The following is a 21,894-nucleotide window of genomic DNA, read 5'->3' as shown; positions in this document are numbered from 1 at the left end:
CGTATCGCCCAGCTCCTATCACCCATCTATCGACGATAGAACGCAGGTTGTCCGATAGGCTGTTCATGCCACCGCCCAGTACCGCCGCCAGCGGTTGTTGCCCTCAAACCGGACTTCCCCGCGCTCGATCAGCTCTTCCAGTGCCCGCTTGACTTGCTTGGGATGGATTTCGCCGCCGATTCGCTGGTGGATGTCGCTGATGGCCGACCTGGGGTAGCGCTGCAGGTCTTCCAAAACCAGCGCGGCCAGGCGGTGTGGCTCAATGCGTTTGAGGGTGGTCTCGCCGGTGAACTGGAGGCTGCGCAGCAAGCTGGGGTCAACAAAGTAACGTGTTGCCTGGGTACGCCCGGCGCTTTGCACCAACTGCCAATCCAGCAGGCGTTTGAGCCAGGGTTGCAGTGCTTCAACCGATGGCAGCTCAAGCGACGTTGCCAGCTCGCGTGCCGTCAGCGCATCATGTTGCGCCAATAGGCCCAACGCGATCCGCTCGCGCTGCGTGAGCTGATAGGTCTGATCTGCTTTCGCAATGAAGTCGATGACCTCGGGCTTGAGGATGCGGCGGCGCACTGTCACCTGCACACGGTCGTGGGTCTCGATCAACTCGGGAGCCGGGCGGCCCTGTGAGAGCAGCACCTCGAAGATCTTGTCGAAGCCGCTGCCTTCCCGCTCCATCAGTTTCAAGTCATGGAACAGGCGTGCCAGGTGTTCGTTACGGCGTACCGTAGTGTGGAGCACGTTCTGCGGCGAGACGCCCAGCGGTAGCGGTCCAGGGTTGACCACTTCCAGCCGGTCTGGATGCAGGTTCAAAAAGATGTCACCGCGCTGGGTGTAGGGACGATGTACCAATGCGTTGACCAATAACTCGCGCACCACGATTTCATCAAAGGCAGGCACGTTCTGACGGTACAGGCCATCGGGCAGCTCGTAGCGCTCGCGGAAGTCTGGCACCTCCTGCCAGACCGCTTCGATCAACTCCATCGGGCTTTGCGTGTGGTCGTCCCACACCAGCTTGTTGACCTTCTGCCCGTGCTCGTCGTACTTGATGAACTGGATGACCGGAGCGGTGGTCAGTTGCGCGCGATGATGCTGGCGACCGAGACTGAGCACGCCCAGATTGGTGAGGTTCGCTCCTTGTGCGAGCTGATAGTGATCGAGCAACTCGTCGTCAGACTTCTCCTTCACAGAAGGCTTGACGCGATCCGATGCACGCAAGGCTGCAAGCAGCTTGTCGCGTTTGGCGACATCGATCTCAGCACGTGAAACTTGCAAGGTGATTTGCGTTTCCCACGGTAATGCGGAACGCTCACTGGCGAGGCGCATCACGTCATCACCCGTCACGGGCTTGCTTTGATCGGCCACGCGCAAGAAATAGCGGCCGTCCGTGGTAGACGCAACAGCCATGGCGCGCGGAATTCGCAATTCGATGTATTGGCCGCCATTCGGGGCGATGGTGACATCCGGCAGCACCGTCACGTTAACGGTGCGCTCCGCCAGCTTGCGACGTAGTGTGTCTGGCAGGTCTGGAGGGACACGCTGATCGGCGGGAGGCTCGCTCTGGCCATCCTCGATCCCCAGCAGCAGGCGGCCACCGGTTGCATTGGCAAAGGCAATGCAATCCTTAGCGATTTCGTTCCAGTCCGCCGTCTTGCCAGTCACGGCCCGCAAGGACTTTTGGTCAAGGAGTTGCCCTTCCAAGCTCACGCGTCACCTTCCCCTGCTGGATTCATTTTTGCTCGCTCCCATTGCCCGATTCTTCATCGGCACCTCCCGCTCGGACCCACTGATCCACTTCGGACAGCTGAAATTTCCACAGCCGTCCGACACGATGCGCGGGAAGCCCCTTGCGTTCCCTCCAGCGATAAACGGTGTCCTTGGCAACACCCAGGTGCTGGGCAACGTCTTCGGCAGTAACCCAAGGCTCAATGCTCATGTCGATGGTGCTCTGCCTGCATTGGTGAAAGTCGTTGAGGATCGTTTCAAGTCTATCAGTAGAGCGCTCGCCAAACACCCTTTCGCCATTGAGTTACGCGGCCCACGTTGGCAACCCGAATTTCACTTGCGTCCATTGCGCGCGACTCAGGCGCTGGCGGCCCGACTCCGAACGACCTAGTCCAGACGGCCCGGCAACGTACTCCCAGAGACTCCGTCCTTAACCGCATGCATCGGAGACCTGTAGGGATGGGCTGCGCGGTGCGCGCCGTCAACGTCTGAGCGGTGCACGGCCCTTCCCTGACATCAGGGCAGGCCGTAGCAGTTGAAGCCCCTGATCAAGCCGCGCACCGACGCGGCTTTTTTCTTTTGAGCCGCTGCCCCTGACCGGCCAGACGCCGCGCCAGCGGATGAACGCCCAGTGCCGCAGTGCGCCGGATCCACCGCCTGCGGTGAATCAACCTCCTATTCACCGCATATTTCGCGTCGAATAACTTGCCGCTGCGGCGAATACGGCCCACAATCACCGCATGAATAGCGGTGAATATCTATACATCTGGCAGGCGCCGGTGTGGCCGCAATGGCGATACGACCTGTCTGCACTCGCTCAACCCATGGCGCAGGTGAGCCGTGCCCAAGGCCTGCTGCTGGGCCGCATGGCGGATGTCGGCATGAGCCTGCAAGATGAGGCGAGCCTCGCAGCGCTCACCGATGACGTGCTCAAGACCAGCGAAATCGAAGGCGAACACCTCAACGTGGCCTCGGTGCGCTCCTCCATCGCGCGACGTCTCGGTGTGGACATCGGCTCCCTGGCGCCCGTGGACCGTCACGTGGAAGGTGTGGTGGACATGGTGTTGGACGCAACCACCCGCCACGCGGCCCCGCTCACCCGGGAGCGCCTGTTCGCCTGGCACGCCGGGCTGTTCCCGACCGGCTATTCGGGACTCACCAGGATCACAACGGCCGCATGGCGAGACGATGCGCAGGGTCCGATGCAAGTGGAGTCCGGGCCTATCGGGCGGCAACGGGTGCATTTTGAGGCGCCACCGGCGGAGCGTCTGGATGCCGACATGGACGCTCTGCTGAATTGGCTGAATGATCCCGCTCCGGCAGACCCTGCCCTCATCCGGGCCGGACTCGGGCACCTGTGGTTCGTCACCATCCACCCATTTGACGATGGCAATGGCCGCGTCGCGCGCGCGGTCGGTGATCTCCTGCTGGCGCGGGCCGATGGGAGTTCTCAGCGCTTCTACAGCCTGTCGGCACAGATCCAGCGGGAGCGCAAAGCTTATTACGACATTCTCGAACGCACTCAAAAGGGCTCATTGGACGTGACCGAATGGTTGCGCTGGTTCCTCGACATGCTGGATCAGGCCTTGAGCCAGGCACTCAGCGTGCTGGACGCGGTATTGTTCAAGGCCCGCTTCTGGCAGGGTCTGCAGGGGGCCGCGTTGAACGAGCGCCAGATCAAGGTGCTGAACCGTCTGTTGGACGGCTTCGAGGGAAAACTCACCACCAGCAAATGGGCTGCGTTGGCCAAATGCTCTGCAGACACCGCACTTCGCGACATCAGCGACCTCATCGATCGCGGGGTGCTGCAGCGCACGGCTGCGGGCGGCCGAAGCACCAGCTATGAGCTGAAGCCCCAGTGAAGATTTTGCTGCACCTGACGCAACAAGCATCAAGAACGTTGCAATAGACGCATCGGTTCCGCACGTCCAAGATCACGGCCTCCATCTGAAAGGTCGTTGCATGCAGTTCAAGCATCTGCCCTCCCGTCCCCGCTGGGTTCACACCGTGACCGTGGCGGCTGCCTTGCTGGCCACGGCCCCCACCTGGGCCGCAGACCGGCTGGTCGCCATCTCCTCCGGCGGTTTCGCCGAGGCGTTCAAGACCCTGTCGGCCCAATACCAGCAGCGCTTTCCGTCCGCCCAGGTCGACACCCAGTTCGGCCCTTCCATGGGGAAGACGGCGCAAGCCATTCCCGCACGGCTGGCCCGCAAAGAACCGATCGACGTGGTGATCATGGTGGGACCGGCGCTGGACCGCTTGATCGCCGATGGACTGGTGGATGCCAGCACCAAGGTCGTTCTGGCCGATTCCTACATCGCCTGCGCCGTCCCGGCTGGCGATCCCAAACCGGACCTGAGCACACCCGACCAGGTGCGTCAGGCCTTCCTGCGCGCCCCCAGCGTGGCCTGGTCCGACAGCGCCAGCGGTGAATACATCCAGCATGAGTTGCTGGCCCGGTTGGGCATCGAGGCCGAGGTCAAGGCCAAGGGGCGCCAGATACCCGCCACACCGGTCGGCGAGATCGTTGCGCAACGCCAAGCCGCCTTCGGATGCCAGCAACGCAGCGAGTTGCAGCCGGTGCCCGGCATCGACATCGTGGGTGAGCTTCCGGATGCGATCCAGAAAATCACCCCCTATGCCGCAGCCGTGGTGACCACCAGCCAGCACCGCACCCAGGCGATGCGCTTCATTCAGTTTCTGGCGTCCAAGGACAGCGCGAACACGGTCGCCCTGAGCGGGCTGCATCCGCGCCAGCCCTCACGCCGTGATGCGCGCCTGGGCTCCGCGCTCCTGGGCTTAGCGCGCTTTCACAATGCCTCGGTACAACAGGAAGGTCGCCATCAGCCCGATGGCGCCGGCGCCGCTCATCCACATCCCCGGCGCCCCCTTGTCACCGGTCGCCTGGATCAACCAGGTGGACACCAGCGGGGTGAACCCGCCAAACACCGCCGTGGCCAGGCTGTAGGCCAGACTGAACCCGGTCGTACGCACCTCCGGCGGCATCACCTCGGTCAGCGCGACGATGGTCGCCGCGTTATAGCTGGCATAGAGGAAGGACAGCCACAGCTCCACCACCAGCATCCGCTCAAACGTCGGCCCGCTCACCAGCCACGACATGGCCGGATAGGCGGTCAGCAGCGTCAGCAGACTGAAGGTCAGCAGCAGCGGCCAGCGGCCGATGCGGTCCGACACCGCGCCCATCACCGGCAGCCAGATGAAGTTGGACAGGCCCACGCAGAAGGTCACGATCAACGCACTGGTGGCCGACAGGTGCAGCACCGATTTGCCAAAGGTGGGCGTATAGACCGTGATCAGATAGAACGACACCGTGGTCATCACCACCAGCATCATGCCGGCACCGATGAGCGCCCAGTTGCGCATCACCGAGGCCATGATCTCCCGCAGCGACGGATGATGCTTGCGGGCCAGGAAGGCTTCCGTCTCCACCAGCGAGCGGCGGATGTGGAACACAAACGGCAGGATGAGCGACCCGATCAAGAACGGAATGCGCCATCCCCATTCGCTGATCTGCGTGGTGGAGAGCCACTGGCTGATGCCAAAACCCAGCGCCGCCGCCACCATGATGGCAGCCTGCTGGCTGGCCGACTGCCAGCTCACATAGAAGCCCTTGCGCCCCGGCGTGGCCATTTCAGCGAGGTACACCGACACCCCACCCAGCTCCACACCGGCCGAAAAGCCCTGCAGCAGACGGCCCGTGAGCACCAGCACCGGCGCCAGCACACCAATGGACGCATAGGACGGGGTGAATGCAATCAGCACCGTGCCGCAGGCCATGATGGCCAGCGTCACGATCAGACCTTTGCGCCGGCCGATCTTGTCGATGTAGGCGCCCAGGATGATGGCCCCCAGCGGCCGCATCAGGAAGCCGGCGCCAAAGGTCACAAAGGTGAGCATCAGCGACAGGTATTCGCTGTCCGTCGGGAAGAAGGCCTGGGAGATGTAGAGCGCGTAAAACCCGTACAGGAAGAAGTCGAACATCTCCAGGAAGTTGCCGCTGGTGACCCGCACGACGGCGCCCAAAGCCGCACGCCGGGGCATGCGGGACGGTGTGGAGGGGATGGGGCCAGGCGCAACACCAGGCACAGAGCTGTATGAGCTCATGAGAAGGTCTCCGGATCTTGATATCTCAGGGGAACGCCAAGTGTGAGCGAACGCGCATGGCGAACACGTCGACAGCCGCACGGGCCAGCGTTCTTTACGCCGATCATGCTCGGATGTCAGTGAGCGAGCCGTCCGGCGCACCGGGGTGGTGACGATTGCCTGCATCCCGTCCCTGGCCAACCATCTGCTGCCTCAGGTGCTGGCCACTTTCTCGGCGCGGCATCCGCACACCCGCATCCGGTTGCTGGACCAGAGTGCCCCGCTGGTGCTGCAGGCGGTATCCGACGGCAGCGCCGACTTCGGCATCAATTTCCTCGGCGCTCAAGATCCCACCAACGACTTCTCCGCCGTGGTGAATGAGCGTTATGTGCTGGCGGTTCCTGCCCATCACCGCCTGGCGCGGCAACGTGCAGTGGGATGGGAAGAGCTGGTGGAGGAGCGCTTTGTCTCGCTGGCGTCCGGCAGCGGCAACCGCATGCTGCTGGACAACGCCATGGCCCTGGTGAAAGCCGGGCTGGGCGTCAGCGCCATTCCCCGGCTGGCCTTGGCGGGTTCCTCGCCCCAGAACATCGTGGGCATCCCGCTGGTGCGCCCCTCCGTCAGCCGCACCCTGGGGCTGATCTCCCGCAAGGGGCATCAGCAGGCACCCCAGCCCGCTGAACTGGCCCGTTGCGTGGTGTTGAGCCTGAGAAGCCCAACGGGCGCATCCGCCAGGCACGGGTGAACGCCCCCTCCCCTCCTGCACCCACAGCTCTTCATACCTGGGTAGGGGGAGGCTCATGCCCAGGTCGAACACCTCGGCCACACAGCCCCCCGGCCAAGGCCGCTCTGCGCCCTCCATCGCGCATCCGGCCCCGTGTGCGGGTTCCCCAAGAGGGTTAGCGGCCCATACCAAGTCATGATGGTGGCGCCTCGGCCTCCCTCCTATGCTTTTGCCATCGCTTCAGCACTGTCACCTGAAGCGAGCAAGGTGTCCTGCCGGGGGTGCCACCCGAGGCCAGGGCCCTTCCAACAAGGAACCGTCAGCCATGACGGACAACGTGGCACGAATAGGACGAGGAATGGAGCAGCAACCATGCTGAACTGGTCATCCCAGCGCATCCAGGTGCGCGTGAGCTATGTGGACCCGTTGGTCGCCGCCGGGCTGACGACGGTGCTGTCGCAGCAGGTGGACATGGAGGTGGTGCAGGAACCTGCAGAGGAGAAGGCCGCCCCCAGCAGCCCACAGGTGGTGGTGGCGGACTATGCCCAGGCCCTGACGCTGGCCGCCCGACGTGAAGCGCAGCGGCGCCATCAACCCCAGCAGGCATCAGCCCGCCCGGCGGTGAAGGTGCTGGTGGTCACCCCCAATGACCGGGAGCATGACGTCCGCTCCGCGCTGGAAGCCGGTGTGGATGGTTATCTGGAGCTGGGATGTGATGTCGGTGAGTTGCTGTCCGGCGTTCGCCAACTGGCGCGGGGATCCCGTTATTTGAGCCAGATGGCGGCGGCACACATCGCGTCGAGCATGGGGCGGTCCACCCTGACCTGCCGCGAACTCGACGTGTTGTGTCTGGTGGCACGGGGCCACAGCAACAAGGGGGTCGCCAACAAGCTCGATATTTCCGAGGGCACGGTCAAGGCCCATATGAAAGCCATTCTCGGCAAGCTGAATGCGAACACTCGCACGGAAGCGGCCAATATCGCGCAGCAGCGCGGGCTGATCGCCGATCGCGCCACCGCCTCCTGAGTTCAGACGCCCCGAGCCCCACCCCACATGACCGAAGGCCCGCGGGGTGCGCCCGGCGGGCCTTCGGTCGTCTGGCTGCCTCAGGGACGGGGTGAGTGGCCCAGCGCTTCAGCAATGCAGCGCATCATGTCGGTGGTGCTGAAGGGCTTGTTGAGCAGGCGCAAGGCGCCCAAGGCCGCCGCCATCTCGGCATAACCTTCACGCTTGTGGGCCGTCATGAAGATGACCGGGAAGGTATAGCCCCGTGCCCGCAATTCCCGGCACAGCTGGAACCCGTCCAGGCCCGGCATCACCACATCCGCCAACAGGCAGCCAACGTCTTCGAGCGTCGCATGGTTCAACAGCGCTTCGCCACTGGAGAACAGTTCAACATCCATGTCGTACGACTTCAGCAGGCTGCTCAGGGAGGCCCGGATGGAGTCATCGTCATCCACAACGGCAACGACCCGTTCGCGTTTCAAAATGGCGTCTCCTGGTGCTGCCGATTCAGCTCTTGATGGGTTCCGTCCAGCGGCTCACGCCGTCCGCACTCCTCCAAGCAAGAGGACTGGTGGATGCAACTCTAGGCGCAATCGCGGCGGCTGACAGCTATACCAAGGCACTATTGAACCCGGCGCGGAACCTCGGCCCACCGGGGCTCCTCAGAGCTGAATTGGGCAGATCCCCAACTGCTGCGCCTGCACCACCAGCATCGCCAGCGAATCCGCCTCCATCTTGCGCATGACCTGCGCCCGGTGAATCTTGACGGTGATCTCGCTGATGTCGAGCTGATCGGCAATCTGCTTGTTCAGGCAGCCCGCCGACACCAGGGCCATGACCTCGCGCTCCCGAGGCGTGAGGCTGTCATAACGGGTCCGCACTGCGGCGGCCTGGCGCTCCCGCGCCCGACGTGATGCGTCCTTGTTCAGCGCGGCGTTCACCGCGTCCAGCAGTTCCTGCTCCCGGAATGGTTTGGCCAGGAAGTGCTCGGCACCCGCCTTCATGGCGGTGACCGTCATGGGAATGTCCCCGTGGCCGGTGATGAAGATGACCGGCACCGGATTGCCGCGCTCCACCAGCAGGGCCTGAGCGTCCAAGCCGCTGGCACCACGAAGCCGGACGTCCAGAATGACGCAGCAGGGACGGTCAGGGAAGCGGTATTGCTGCAACTCGGACGCCGACGCCAAGGCCATCACCTCAGCCCCCAGCGACCGGAACAGACTGCTCAGCGCCAGACGGACCTGTTCGTCATCATCCACCACCACCACGGTGCTGTCCTCAAAGGAGGTCACCGTCACCACCATGCTATTTCTCCTCCCGGGGGTACGGGCCCTTGAGGGAACTCCCGTCCACCGGCATCTGCCACGTCATGACCGTTCCCCCGGAGGCCCCGGGCGCGGCAAAGAGCTGCCCGCCGTGGGCTTGCACGATGCTTCGGCAGATGGCCAGCCCCATGCCCATGCCCTCGGCCTTGGTGGTGAAGAACGGATCGAAGATTTTTTCCATCAGCGCGGCATCAATCCCCGAACCGCCATCTTCAACCAGCACCGTCACCTGCTGGTCATTGGCCCCACTGGAGATGCGAAGTTCGCGTTGCGGGACCGGCACCTCGGCCATGGCGTCCATGGCGTTGGTCACCAGGTTCAGGGCCACCTGCTGCAATTGCGCCCGGTCGGCCGCCACGGGCTGTGCGGCTCCGACCTTCATCACGACCCGGATCTGCCGGTCGGCCAGGTCGGCGGACAGCAGCCCCACGACATCCCGCAGCACCTCGTCCACCACCAACGGCTCATACCTTGAAGGCGCCTGCCGGGCCAAGGCCTTGACCGCCCGGATGACCTCCGCCGCCCGCAATCCGTCGTTGCGGATGCCCGCCAGACCGGCCGTGACCTCTTGGATATTGGGGACTGGCCGATTCAGCCAACGAAGGCTGGCATCGGCGTGGGTCACGATGGACGCCAGGGGCTGATTGACTTCGTGGGCGATGGAAGCCGCGAGATTGGCCAGCACGGTCATGTGAGAAGCCTTCACCAGCTCCGTCTGGGCACTGCGAAGCCCCAGTTCCGCCTGCAGCCGGCGATCACTTTCCCGAATGAGTTGCTCGTAGAGGCGCGCCGACTTCAGCGCAATGGCCACCTGCGGCAGCATCAAGGCCACCCGCGCGGTCCGCTGTTCATGAAAGACACCCGCAGCCAGACCGTTCTCGAAATAGATGACCCCATCCAGCACGTCCCCGCGCAGCAGCGGCATGCACAGCGCCGAGCGCAGGCGCCCACTCGGCGGTTCTGCAGTGATGGAGAAAGGCATCGTCACCCCATCATTCAGCACCAGGGGCTGACGGGTGCGAGCAACGCTGTTGAGCATGCTGGGAGGAATCGCCTGCTCATCCGGCATCGCCTGGCACTGCAGCACCTGCACCTGCCCGTCCACCACGCGGGCCGATGCGACCACCTCGAACTGCTCGCCTTCCAGCAGCAACAGCGCGCCATAGGTGGCACCAGCATGCACCATCAAATGGGTCATGAGCGTCTGGAGCAAGGGCCCGATGACGGCTTCGCCGGACAGCGCATGGCCCGCGCTGACGCCCAGTTCCCAGGCCGCCTGGCCCGGATCTCTTCGAGCATCAAGCTCCCGACTGTCATCAGCAGCGTCGCTCCCATCTGCTGCCGCCAGCGCCACCGTCGTGCGCTGCTCACAACCAGAGGCGCCCCACTCCCGATACCGCTCACGCGCCGCGCGGACGTAGGTCAGGCCCGGTTGCCTCAGCCCATGCGCCAGGCAGAGCTCCCCGGCATACTGAAGCGCCAGGGCCTGCTCGTGAAGGAATCCAGACGCCATGGCCGTTCTTGCGGACTGTTCGAACCCGGCGATGGCCTCCAGCGGGCGGCCTTGCAGTCGCAACAGTTCCGCCCCGAGCAACTGCCGCTTGTTCTGGAAGCTGTGAGGATTGGTCTGCGCCAGTCTTGTCCATAAGGTCAGGCGGTCCTGCAATGTGCGGATGATGGCGGCCGGGTTCTGCGCCACTTCGCTGCCCCGTGCCAGCGACAGACACAGGTAGAGATGCGCGTCCATGATGTTCACGTGGCCGCGGGCGGACCACGCCAGGCGCTCGGCTTCCCGCAGATGCGCCACGGCCTCGTCATACGACCCCAGCTGGAACAGGCCCATGCCGCCATACAGCCAGGTCCAGAACTGCGTTGGCAGGGATCGTGCCTCTTCAATACGCAGCCGGGTGCCGTCACGCAAGGTTTGAATGTCGGGCTGAACCGCAGTGACCGTGTCCACATACTGCTGCTGAGACAGCAGCAGCAGCTCAATGTCGCGGTACTTCATTGTGCGGGTGAGCGCGATGCCTTTATGCAATTCCTCCTGCACCAGCGAGAGCGGCCACCCCATGATCAGCAGGTCCGAAACGATATGGTTGTAGGCGTAGCAGGCCATCGCCGCATCGCCAGAGGCCAGCCCCAGCCGGACCGCCTGCTGCACATGCGACAGCGCCACATCCATGGGTCGTGTCCAGGCGGAGGACTGATCCAGGGCCACCAGGGTCGAAATTCGTTCCGCTTCGTAGCCGTGGCGTTCGATCAGCGCCAGCGCGGCCTGTCCAAATGCCAGCGCGTCCTCATAGGCCTCATAGTGGATGGAGCAGAAGACACCAAACCATGCAAAGCCATGCGGCGACTCCGGCGTGGCGCCGTGGAGTGCGGTCAGCTCGACCATCTTGGCCAGATGCTGGAAGCTGATCCCGTCCGAGATGAAGGCCGAGGCCAGCAGGGTGGCCAGCAGGCTCATCACGGCCCGCATGCGTGGATCATCGGTGGTGGGAAGCGTGCCCAGCGCGGCGATGCCATCGCTGCCGCCAATCAAGGCGAGCGTGGCGAGATAGGTGGCTCGCATGTCCTCGTCGCTGGGATGCCGGTACAGCGGAACATCCAGCAGATGCAGACCGCGAAGAGCGGCATCAATGGCCGACTCATAGTCCGAATGGATGGTGAAGAGCACCGCCTGCAGACGATGGACATTGGCCTTCTGAAGCGCCTCCAGGTCCCGGCTCAGCAGATGACGAATCTGCAGCTCCGCCTGCTCCAGCTGCGCCGCCGCCAGCAGGATGTCGCAGTGCAGCGCATGCACACCAAACGCCACCTCGGGCTGCTCGGTCCACAGGCGCTCTTCCACCAAGCCAAGGGCCCGGTCAATGAAGTTGGACGCCTGGGTCCAGGCGGAGGCCTGCTTGGCACGCAGCCCCGCCTGCAGGAGGATGGACACAAAGGCATCGCGCTGTGCCGGCGAGGGTTCATGGCCGGTGGAACGCTCGATCTGATTGCAGATCTCAAAGGCATGATGGCCCCGATCGGCCTGCCAATGTGCCAGCATCGCGTCCGCAACACGCGCATGGCGTTGCGGCGCCTGGCGCGGATCGATGAACGAATAGGCGGACTCGAGAACCCGGTCATGCTCGAAGGCGATGCTGCGTCCCCTCTGCATGATCAAGCCCGCATCGACGGCGGGCTGCAGCACGGCCTCCAAAGCCTGTGGGGTCAGCCCCGCCAGTCTCGCAAGGAGGCCCGCTTCGCAGGCGATGCCGACACTGGCGAGATGCTGCGCCACCTCCATCGTCTGCGCGGGCAGGCGGGCCAGACGGCTCACCATCAGGTCCAGCACGGTGTCGCTGTAATCGGCCCTGTGCAGCGCAGCCAGATCGCAGCGCCAGGTGGCGCTGTGGCGGTCAAAGACCAGTACCTCGTCATCCATCAGGCTCTTGACCCATTGCAGGGCGAAGTAGGGATTGCCCCCCGTTCGCGCCTGCACGGCACGGGCCAGCCCCTCCAGGTCGGCGGTGCCGCCCGGCCCCAGGACCTCCTGCAGCATCTGGGCCATCTCGCCCTCGTCCAACGGAGGCACCGACAGTTCGGTGACCGCGACGGCCTTGGCCCGGCTGGCATGACGTGCGCGGACGATCCTTCCAATCAGCGCCCTGGCACGGGCGCCTTCGGCCCCACCGTCCCGGTACGCACACAGCAAAAGCACACCCGGTGGAGGCTGCTGGACAAAGGCTTCCAGCAGACCGGCAGTGGCTTCGTCCGCCCATTGAAGGTCGTCCATCAGCAACACCAGGGGCTGATCGGGACTGGCGAAGGCCCGCAGCGACTGCAGCAGCGCATGCTCCATGCGCGCCCGGGCTTGCGCGGCGGCGACATTGGCCAGTCCCGGGCTCGGGCCCAGCACATGCGCAATGGTCGGCACCAGCTCCACCACCGCCTGGCCTTGTCCATGCAAAAACGACAACCAGCGCGCGCGCACGGCCTCCAGTTGCTGCTGCTCGGCGCCGAGCAACTGCGAGGTCAGGCTTTCGAGGATCTGGCTCACGGGAGAAAACGGAATCTCCAGTTGCTGCTGATCACATTTGCCCACGGCGATCATCGCGCCTGCCGCCTTGGCACCTTGCAACAGCCAATGCGCGATGGCCGATTTGCCGCCCCCTGCGCCGCCTTCAATCAGCACGATTTCACTGTCTGAGGTGGAGGCCACACGATGCAATGCCGCCGCCAGCGCATCCTGCTGCTGCTGCCGGCCAAACAGCGTGGAGGCACGCCTTGCCAGCCGTTGCCGGGAGCGGCGGGCATCAAAGCCCTCCAGACGGTCGGAAGCACGGAGCGCTTCACTCAGGTCCTGCAAATCATCCCGCAGCGCCCCGGCATCGCGATACCGGGCGGCCGGGTCCTTGCGCAGCAGCATCTCCAGCACGGCACTCACGGCCTGCGGCACGTCCTGGCGCAGTCGGCTCGCCTGGACCGGAGCGGCCGCCGCATGCGCATGGGCCCATTCCGCGGGCGTTTGCGCGGAAAGTGGCATGCGGCCGGTGAGCAGCTCGAACAGGCACACCCCCAGCGCATACAGTTCAGTCGCCACCGTGGGTCGGCCTGCCGAGCCCCCATCAAGTTCAGGCGCCTGGAAGGGCAGCGCGCCCTTGTCGGTCAATGCCTGCCGGTCACCACTGCCCCCGATGGCGGCCACCAGCGAGACTTGCTGCTGATCGTCCACAACAAAGTACTCGGTCCGCAGATCGCCGTGGAGTTGTCCGGCAGCGTGCAGGGATTGGACAGCTTCCACGGCCCCCAGGCACAGCGCCACAAAGGTCGGCACGCTCACGCCGCTGTGCCCCAGGCGCTTGAAGGTGGTGAGTCCGGGGCTGGCGCGATGGACCAGGAGCATGCGATCGGCGGACCAGAGCGGCGACTGTGGCAGCACGCCTGTCGCAACAGGGCAGGCTGCCGCCTGTTGGGCTTCCCGCTGAAGCCGGTGGCACGCACTTTCGTTGGAAAACGCGGCTTCACGCACCAGCCAGGTCGCCCCTCCATCGGCCTCCTGCACCAGGCGCGTCCGGAGTCCCGCAGCAGGGGGCAGCAGATCGTTGACCAGCACCTGCCCGTCGGTGAGGCGCTGCGGGTCCGGCGGCGCCGACAGCGGTCGCGGTGCGAAAGTTTGAAAGCGCATAAGGCTCAAGGCAGGGCCAGGGGGCACAAGGTCTGCCAGCCAGGCATGGCATGCGTTCGCTGGGCACGGCTGGCTGAGCCACTTGCCTCGGACGTCGAGCTGGAGCGAGGCATCTGGACAGGAATGGCGCAGAGTCTAGGTGAAGCGACCGATTGAAGAACTAACTCCATCGGGGAATTGCCTTTCTGGCCCTCCATGTTTGGTGACTGCTCGGACGGGAGCCGGGGCGGCGATTGAGGCGGATGAACACTGCGCCACTGATTCGCTGGACTAGGGAAACCCCCGTCCCACCCCCACGGTTCGAGCATGTCGGTTGATCAATTCCAGCGCTAGGCTGATGCCATGCGCGATGCCTCCGTCCAAGCGGCTTCGATGACGACCCCGCCCCCACCCCACAGGCGCTGGCAGGTGCTGTTGGGCCTGAACCTTGCCATCGGCGCGGTGTATGCCGCCCTGGGCATGGCGGCACTGTCCATCGTGGCGCCGGACAGTGCCGCGCCGGTCTATCCGGCGGCCGGGCTGGCCGTGGCGGCGGTGCTGCGATGGGGGCGTCGCGTCCTGCCCGGCCTTGTGGCCGGCTCGCTGGCGGTCCATCTGCTGCTGCCAGACACCCTCAGCCAGAGCGCGCTGCTTGCATCCGCAGTGATTGCCGCTGGCGCCGCGCTTCAGGCCTATGCCGGCGCCTGGCTGGCACAACGCTGGGTAGGGCCGGTGCCCCGTCTGACGGAACCCCGGGAGGTGCTGCGCTTTTATGCCGCCGTGGCCGGGCTCGCCTGTGTCATCGGGCCGACAGTGGGGGTGCTGGTGCTGTCCTGGGCCGGGCCGCTGGGGCGAGCTGCGGCCCTGTCTCACTGGCTGGGCTGGTGGCTGGGTGATGCCATCGGGGTGATGCTGACCACACCCGTGGCGCTGAGCCTGTTTGGCCTGCCACGCACGCACTGGGCGCCGCGCCGATTGAGCGTGTCGCTGCCCATGCTGTTGGCCTGTGCCCTGCTGGTGGCCGCCAGTGATTACGTGTCGCAGAATGAAGAGGAGCGCCGACGGCATGCCTTTGATCTGGAGGCCGAGGCGGCCCTGGATGCGCTGGGCGAATCCCTGCGACGCCCATTGACCGCGCTGGATGCCAATCACAGCCTGCTGACGGTGGCGCCACACATCAGCCGACAGGCTTTTGAACGCGCCCATGCGGAGCGCACGCCCGGCAGCGAGAGTGTCTATGCCCTGGGCTGGCTGGCCCTGGTGCCGCCCGCGCAGCTGGAAGCCTTTGAACGTGCCGCCCGGGCCGACGGATACCCAGACTTCCACGTACACGAGCGTCATCGCCCGGGAGACCTTCCCCTCGACCCCACGGCGGATCAACGGGTCATCCGCCTGATCGTGCCCTTTGCCCGCAACCAGACGGCCTTGGGGGTCAACGTACGCAGCGTGCCGCAGGCCAAGGCCGCCCAGGATCGGGCCATTGCCACCGGGCTGCCCTCGGCGGCCGAGGCTTTTGCGCTGTCTCAGGACGTGGGCACCCGTGCCATCGGTGTGGTGGTGTACCAGGCGGTGTATGCGGACGCCGACCGCATGCCGACTCAACCGGCCGCACTGCGCGGGCTCGCGTTTGCCACCATCCGGCCGGAAGCCCTGTTGCATGAATCCATGCCCGCCCAGGCCACGGATCTGGATTTCTGCCTGCTGGACCACACCCCGGGCACTCGCCAAATGCTGCTGGCCGGGGACGAACGATGCAAGGCGCTTCCCGCCAGCATGCCCACCCGCACGAGGGTCCTGGACTTCGCTGGCCGGGATTGGCAGATGGTGGTGTATGCCCCCGGCGGGCTCCCGGTGCTGTCCGGCCACTTCGCCCTACCGTTTGCGCTGGCGGGCCTCGCCTGCACTGGGCTGCTGGGGCTGCTGCTGCTGGTGGTGACCGGGCGTGCCGCCCGCGTGGCGGAGTTGGTGGAAGAACGCACCCAGCGGCTGCGTGAGAGCGAGGAGCGCTTTCGCAGCATCGTCGAACATGCGCCGATAGGGGTGGTGTTCACCGACCTCAACGGGCGGCCCCAGACGGTGAATCCCTATTTCTGCCAATTGGTGGGCTACAGCGAAGAGGAACTTCGCCATCGCTCGATCATGAAGATCACGCACCCGGAGGACCGGGCCGAAGACGGCCGGCTGGGCCTCGCACTCATCGGCGGCGAGATCGAGCGTTACAGCCGGATCAAGCGCTATGTCAGCGCCCAGGGACGGATGATCACCGTCCGCGTCTGGGTGTCGCTGCTCAGGGACTCGCAGGGAGAGCCCTACCGGATGGTCGGGGTGGTGGAGGACATCGGAGAGCAGTTGCGGCTGGAAGAACTGGAGCGCCTGCATGAAACCGCCAAGGCGGCCCATCGGGCCAAGAATGAATTCCTGTCCCGCATGAGCCACGAGTTGCGCACACCGCTGAACGCGATGCTGGGCTTCTCCCAGTTGCTGGAGGCGGACCGCGATCCGGCCATCAGCGCCCGGCAGCGTGGCTGGGTGCAGCACATCCAGCAGTCCGGCTGGCATCTGCTGGAGATGATCAACGACGCGCTGGACATGTCCCGGCTGGAAGCCGACGACATCCGCGTCGACCTGTCCGCCCAGGCCCTGCGCCCGATCCTGTCGGACAGCCTGGCCATGGTGGAGACACAGCGCCAGCGGCGCCGGGTGGAGGTGATGCTGGAGGTCGAGGACGATCTGCCCGGGGTGATGACGGACGCCACACGGCTGCGGCAGATCCTGACCAATCTGCTCAGCAACGCCATCAAATACAACCAGGAAGGCGGAAAGGTCTGGCTGCGCGCCAACCGGACCGCCTCCGGCACGGTGGCGTTGAGCGTGACCGATACCGGGGCGGGTCTGACGGAGACTCAGCGAGCCCAGTTGTTCCAGCCATTCAACCGCTTGGGACGCGAACTGGGGGGGATTGAGGGGACGGGGCTGGGGTTGGTGATCACCAAGCGGCTGGTGGAACGCCTGGGAGGCCAACTGGAGGTGACCAGCGCCCCAGGGGCCGGGTCCAGCTTCCGGTTTGAACTGGCGGCGGCGGCGTTGCCAAGGGAGGATGACGTCAAAGAACCGTCACCCGGCAGGCATGAAGCTTGAACACAGTGTGCGAATTGGCGCAACAATCCCGAGGGATTTTTGGAGGAAGATCTGTGCCAGTGCCAGGTTCTGCAGGGATCTGCCGGATCTGCCGGATCTGTCGGATCTGTCGGAGACATTGCCTGCAGAGTGCCCATGCCGATCCGTGAGGGGTATGCCTTCAAGGATGTGACTCAGGATCGGGCGGCGCGCGGGGAAGGTGGTTTGAGTTGGGTTCAAGGAATATTTGGTCGTTTTGCTACAAGTGACAAATTTGTCACAGGTTTTTCCTTCAAAACCCCTCTACACAAGCTCACAAAGGCCTTCCATCCGACACTTAGCACTCGATTCCCATGAGTGCTAATATTCATCGCAACACCAGTGGTTCAACTGGTTCAGGAGATTCCAAGACATGTCCAACAGCCTTGCATTGAAGACCAGCAATCCTTGGTCCCTGGTGCCGTCGCTGGGCAACCTGGATGCATACATCTCCGCGGTCAACCGTCTCCCGATGCTGACCGCAGAGGAAGAGCAGGATTACGCCCAACGCCTGAAAACCAAGGGCGATGTGGAAGCCGCCGGCCGCCTGGTGCTGTCGCACCTGCGTCTGGTGGTGTCGATTTCTCGCCAGTACCTGGGCTACGGGCTGCCGCAAGGCGACCTGATCCAGGAAGGCAACGTCGGCCTGATGAAGGCGGTGAAGCGTTTTGATCCGGACCAGGGCGTCCGTCTGGTCAGCTACGCCATGCACTGGATCAAGGCCGAGATTCACGAGTACATCCTCAAGAACTGGCGCCTGGTGAAGGTGGCCACGACCAAGGCTCAGCGCAAGCTGTTCTTCAATCTGCGCTCGATGAAGCACAGCCTGAAGGAAAGCGCGGAAGACCAGCAGCGTTCATCCCTCACCGAGCGTGAGATCGACCTGGTGGCCAAAGAGCTGAACGTCAAGCGCGAGGAAGTGCTGGAGATGGAAACCCGTCTCGCCGGGGGTGACATCGCGCTGGAGCCGCAAGGCGACGATGACGGCGAAAGCTTTGCCCCCATCGCCTATCTGGCTGATGAATCGCAGGAACCGACCCGCGTGCTGGAAGCCCGGTCCCGCGACTCGATGGCCAGCGATGGCCTGCAGAAGGCGCTGGAGGTGCTGGACCCGCGCAGCCGTCGCATCGTGGAAGAGCGCTGGCTGAAGGTGAACGACGACAGCTCGGGTGGCATGACGCTGCATGAGCTGGCGGCGGAGTACAACGTGTCGGCCGAGCGTATTCGCCAGATCGAGGTCGCGGCTATGAAGAAGATGCGCAAGGCCATGGCCGGCGACACCGCACCGGCCACCAAGCCGGCGGCCAAGAAGCTGTCCAAGGCTGAGGTCGCCGAGGTGGCCTGACCCTCCGCCGCTCGACGATTGGTGCTGGGTACAGACACCAGCACCCACCTGAACAAGGCCCCGACATCGGGGCCTTTGTTTTTGGTCGCCGTCACACCTCCGGGTCCACCATGAACACCCGCAGCGCTTGGCTGCACCGGCCATGACAGGCTCCCCGGAGCGCAACGGGCAAGATCCGCACCCGCGCGAGTATCATCCGCCCGCCCTTGCTCCACCAGCCTTGAGCAAGCACCGCCAAGCCGATGCCAGAGATCGCCCCCCATCCTCGTGCAGTCAGAGGCCTCGGCCCCCCGGGCTGGAGACGGTGGACAAGGGGTGCCCGCAAGCGGCTACCCCTCCTTGCCCTCACCACTCGCCTGGTGTTGCTGCCACTCCTGCCAGTCCTGCAACTTCTGGCCGCCTGGATGCTGCTGGCGCCGCTGTCTGCATCGGCTCAGATCACACCTCCCGCGCTGGTCGACTTCAAACACGACGCCTGGTCCATCGAGCGCGGTGCGCCCAGCCGCATCAATTCCATCACCCAGACGCGCGACGGATTTCTGTGGATTGGTAGTGTCGAAGGCCTGTTCCGCTTTGACGGCGTCAGCTTCGACCCCATTCGGCTGGAGAGTGACAACGCCCCCCGGCTGGTCGTCTCCAGCCTGCTGGCCGCCCGCAACGGCGACCTCTGGGTAGGACTGGGCCGCAGCCGGGGAGTGGCACTCTGGCGCGATGGCCGGCTGATCGACACGCAGATGCCGAATCCGTCCCGCGAAGTGAACGACCTTCAGGAAGATGCCGACGGCGGCATTTGGGTCGCTCGTGGCGGACGCAGCACCGGCACGCTGGCGCGCTTCCATCAGGGGGCATGGCAAGAGTTGGGGCCGGACACCGGCCTGCCTGCACAGCCCATCTGGCACCTGCACTTCGCGCGGGACGGCACTTTCTGGGTGGTGCTCTCCAACACCCTGGCTTATCGCAAACCCGGTGAAGTGCGGTTTCATCTGGCAGAGGCGGGCATCTCGCCGCGCGCGAGTCTGTCAGAGGATGCGCAAGGCCAGATCTGGCTGTCGGACGAGCGCGGCATCCGTGCCCTGCAGCGCCCGGACAGCCCCGATACGGCCTTCAAATATCCGAACCCGGTGGGCGGTTCTCGTGTGCTGTTTGACCGTCAAGGCGACCTGTGGACCACCACCTGGAACAGTGGTGTGCTGCGCATCCGGTCACCGGGCCGCAAGCCCTCGGCGCAATGGCCCGCCGAGCGGCGCATCGCCGCCCTGCAGGCCACGGCGGGGCTGACGTCGGACCAGACTCGCGCCCTCTTCCAGGACCGGGAAGGCAATGTCTGGGTGGGCACCGAACTGGGCCTGGACCTGCTGCGGCCGGCCAGCGTCATCGTCGAACCGGACCTCCCGAGCAACTCGCCAACCAGTTACCGCATGGCCGTGACTCATGACGGTGTGGTGCACGTGGCGGATGCCCATGCGCTGTATGAAATTGCACCCGGCAAGTCGCCCCGCCCGCTTGTCACCCTCGAGTCACCTGCAGAAGCGCTCTGTGCCGCCGGGGAGCGCGGCATGTGGCTGTTCCTGGCGGATCGGGTCCTGAAGGTCGAGCCGTCCGGCATCACCCGCTTGCCCAAGCCCGCGCCCGGCGGCGCCTATGGCTGCGCCGAAGACACCGAGGGCCGCCTGTGGATGCCGGGCCTCGACCAGGGTCTTCACGTCTGGCAGCACGGCCACTGGCAACGGTGGCCGGAGCCGACGCCCTCCCCCTCACTGCCCGCGAATGCAGCGCAGGACCAGGAAGGCCGCGTGGTGGTGCTGTTCCGGGGCCCCCCGCCGCCCGGCGAGCCCCCCTTCATCGCGCTGTCTGTCGGCCGGTCGGCCGTCGGCGGCATCGAAGGGCTGCTGCCGACGAGCGCCGGGCTGTTGATCAGTGGCAGCCAGGGCCTGGCCCTGGCTCAGGACGCCGCGGCCCCGATCTTGAGCGCCAGCACCCACCCCTGGGCGGCCTCGCTCAACGGCATCACTCAGACCCCGGATGGCGAAACCTGGGCCATCGGGGATGCCGGCATCGTGCGCATGCGCTCCGCCGACCTGGCTGCGGCTCTCAAGCGGCCCACTGTCGGGCAGGCGACTGTCAAGCAGCCGAACCCACTGCCGGTGCGGGTGTTTGATTTCAAGGATGGGTTGAACAGTTTTGTCCAGAAGGCGCCTGGCGCGCAGGTGGTGACGGGGGGCGACGGACGCGTGTGGTTCCTGACCCGGCGCAATGTGGTGCGAGTGACCCCCTCCACACTCAAGCCCAATCCGCTGCCCCCACCGGTGCTGGTACGTTCGTTTCAAGTGGGTGACCAGACCTATCCGGCTGACGCGCCGGTCACCGTGCCAGCCGGAACCACCACCGTGCGAGTCGCGTTCACCGCACTCAGCTTTCCGGTGCCGAGCCGGGTTCTGTTCCGTCACCGTCTGATGGGGTCCGACGACGAAACGTGGAGCGAACCGAGCCCGCAACGCGGCATCGTGTTGTCGGACCTCCGCCCGGGTCACTATCGCTTCGAAGTCAGGGCCAGCAACAACGACGGCCTGTGGAACGAACAGGCCGCTGCGGTGAATCTGACCATCCCGACCACCTTGACCCAGTCGCTGGCCTTCAAGACGGGCCTGGCCGTGCTGGTGGCGCTGGTGCTGTACTTTCTCTACCTGCTGCGCATGCGGCACATCCTCACCCGCATGCGGGAACGCAGCGAGGACCGCAGCCGCGAGCGGGAGCGCATTGCCCGGGACATCCACGACACCCTGCTGCAGAGTGTCCAGGGGCTGATCCTGCGCTTCCATGCGGTGGCGGGACGATTGCAGGGCGACCCGCCAACGCAGCAATCGCTGAACCAGGCACTGGACCGTGCCGAAGCCGTGCTTGTGGAGGGGCGCGACCGGCTGCAGGGCTTGCGACGAGCCAGCGGCAGTGATCTGGAACATGAGCTGCGGCGGCTGGTCGAGGAACAGCCCTTCGGCGCCAGCACCCGCGTCACCGTCTCCAGCTCCGGGCCGCGCAGGCGGCTGCGACCCAATGTGTTTGACGAGGTGCTGTGCATCGCTGGCGAGGCACTGTTCAATGCCGCCAAGCATGCCAAGGCCAGTGAGGTGACGGTCCATATCGACTATGGCAGCCAGGCGCTGGAAGTGGACGTGCATGACAACGGCATTGGCCTTGCGCAGGACCGGCACCTGCAGCCCGGCCACTTTGGCATGGTAGGCATGCAAGAACGTGCGGCCCGCGTGGGCGCCCTGCTCCGCATCAATGGCCAGGGGGATCCGGGGACGCATGTGTCGCTGCGGATCAAGGCGCGGATTGCGTACGCTCGTGATAGCGGTTGAGACCTGCC

12 protein-coding genes and 1 pseudogene are annotated in these 21,894 nt (G+C 65.1%); 7 read left to right on the top strand and 6 right to left on the bottom strand.

Features of this window, described 5'->3' with window-relative positions; all coding sequences use genetic code 11:
• Window positions 1-63 precede the first annotated feature (63 nt).
• Entirely contained in the window at window positions 64-1,701 is a 1,638-nt protein-coding gene (locus tag OU995_RS09645) for an ATP-binding protein (RefSeq protein ID WP_267835300.1), read from the bottom strand.
• Between the two features lie 22 nt (window positions 1,702-1,723).
• Entirely contained in the window at window positions 1,724-1,930 is a 207-nt protein-coding gene (locus tag OU995_RS09640) for a helix-turn-helix domain-containing protein (RefSeq protein ID WP_267835299.1), read from the bottom strand.
• A 529-nt stretch (window positions 1,931-2,459) separates the two neighbouring features.
• Between OU995_RS09640 and OU995_RS09635 the strand changes: the two genes are divergently transcribed.
• Both OU995_RS09635 and OU995_RS09630 read left to right on the top strand, forming a co-directional pair.
• Complete coding sequence (locus OU995_RS09635) at window positions 2,460-3,581, top strand: Fic family protein (RefSeq protein WP_267835298.1); 1,122 nt, start codon at window positions 2,460-2,462, stop codon at window positions 3,579-3,581.
• A 100-nt stretch (window positions 3,582-3,681) separates the two neighbouring features.
• A pseudogene (locus tag OU995_RS09630) lies at window positions 3,682-4,389 on the top strand (substrate-binding domain-containing protein); the annotation flags it as partial.
• Window positions 4,390-4,518: 129 nt separating this feature from the next.
• On the opposite strand, the gene OU995_RS09625 reads toward OU995_RS09630, so the two are convergent.
• Window positions 4,519-5,781 carry an MFS transporter gene (locus OU995_RS09625; protein ID WP_267836228.1) on the bottom strand — a complete coding sequence of 421 codons (1,263 nt, stop codon included), beginning with the start codon at window positions 5,779-5,781 and terminating at the stop codon, window positions 4,519-4,521.
• A gap of 208 nt (window positions 5,782-5,989) precedes the next feature.
• Between OU995_RS09625 and OU995_RS09620 the strand changes: the two genes are divergently transcribed.
• Together OU995_RS09620 and OU995_RS09615 are read left to right on the top strand one after the other, a co-directional pair.
• Window positions 5,990-6,568 carry a LysR substrate-binding domain-containing protein gene (locus tag OU995_RS09620; protein WP_267835297.1) on the top strand — a complete coding sequence of 193 codons (579 nt, stop codon included), beginning with the start codon at window positions 5,990-5,992 and terminating at the stop codon, window positions 6,566-6,568.
• A gap of 351 nt (window positions 6,569-6,919) precedes the next feature.
• The gene (locus tag OU995_RS09615; RefSeq protein WP_267835296.1) at window positions 6,920-7,573 is read left to right on the top strand and encodes a LuxR C-terminal-related transcriptional regulator; all 654 of its coding nucleotides are present in this window, start codon (window positions 6,920-6,922) and stop codon (window positions 7,571-7,573) included.
• 80 nt (window positions 7,574-7,653) lie between these two features.
• Here OU995_RS09615 and OU995_RS09610 read toward each other — a convergent pair whose 3' ends face one another.
• From OU995_RS09610 to OU995_RS09600, 3 genes are all read right to left on the bottom strand, one after another.
• Window positions 7,654-8,034 carry a response regulator transcription factor gene (locus OU995_RS09610; RefSeq protein ID WP_267835295.1) on the bottom strand — a complete coding sequence of 127 codons (381 nt, stop codon included), beginning with the start codon at window positions 8,032-8,034 and terminating at the stop codon, window positions 7,654-7,656.
• Between the two features lie 180 nt (window positions 8,035-8,214).
• Entirely contained in the window at window positions 8,215-8,856 is a 642-nt protein-coding gene (locus OU995_RS09605; RefSeq protein WP_267835294.1) for a response regulator transcription factor, read from the bottom strand.
• A gap of 1 nt (window position 8,857) precedes the next feature.
• A complete protein-coding gene (locus OU995_RS09600; RefSeq protein ID WP_267835293.1) occupies window positions 8,858-14,047 on the bottom strand; it encodes a trifunctional serine/threonine-protein kinase/ATP-binding protein/sensor histidine kinase in 5,190 nt (1,729 codons plus the stop codon).
• Between the two features lie 372 nt (window positions 14,048-14,419).
• Between OU995_RS09600 and OU995_RS09595 the strand changes: the two genes are divergently transcribed.
• The 3 genes from OU995_RS09595 (at window position 14,420) to OU995_RS09585 (ending at window position 21,886) form a co-directional block, all read left to right on the top strand.
• A complete protein-coding gene (locus OU995_RS09595) occupies window positions 14,420-17,164 on the top strand; it encodes a CHASE domain-containing protein (RefSeq protein ID WP_267835292.1) in 2,745 nt (914 codons plus the stop codon).
• 391 nt (window positions 17,165-17,555) lie between these two features.
• A complete protein-coding gene (gene rpoH, locus OU995_RS09590) occupies window positions 17,556-18,527 on the top strand; it encodes an RNA polymerase sigma factor RpoH (RefSeq protein WP_267835291.1) in 972 nt (323 codons plus the stop codon).
• A 359-nt stretch (window positions 18,528-18,886) separates the two neighbouring features.
• Complete coding sequence (locus OU995_RS09585; RefSeq protein ID WP_267835290.1) at window positions 18,887-21,886, top strand: sensor histidine kinase; 3,000 nt, start codon at window positions 18,887-18,889, stop codon at window positions 21,884-21,886.
• Window positions 21,887-21,894 lie beyond the last annotated feature (8 nt).

Source organism: Roseateles sp. SL47 (assembly GCF_026625885.1).
GTDB lineage: Bacteria > Pseudomonadota > Gammaproteobacteria > Burkholderiales > Burkholderiaceae_C > Roseateles.
Note: the sequence above shows the minus strand (reverse complement) of the source record. Positions and strands in the feature narration are given on the sequence as shown.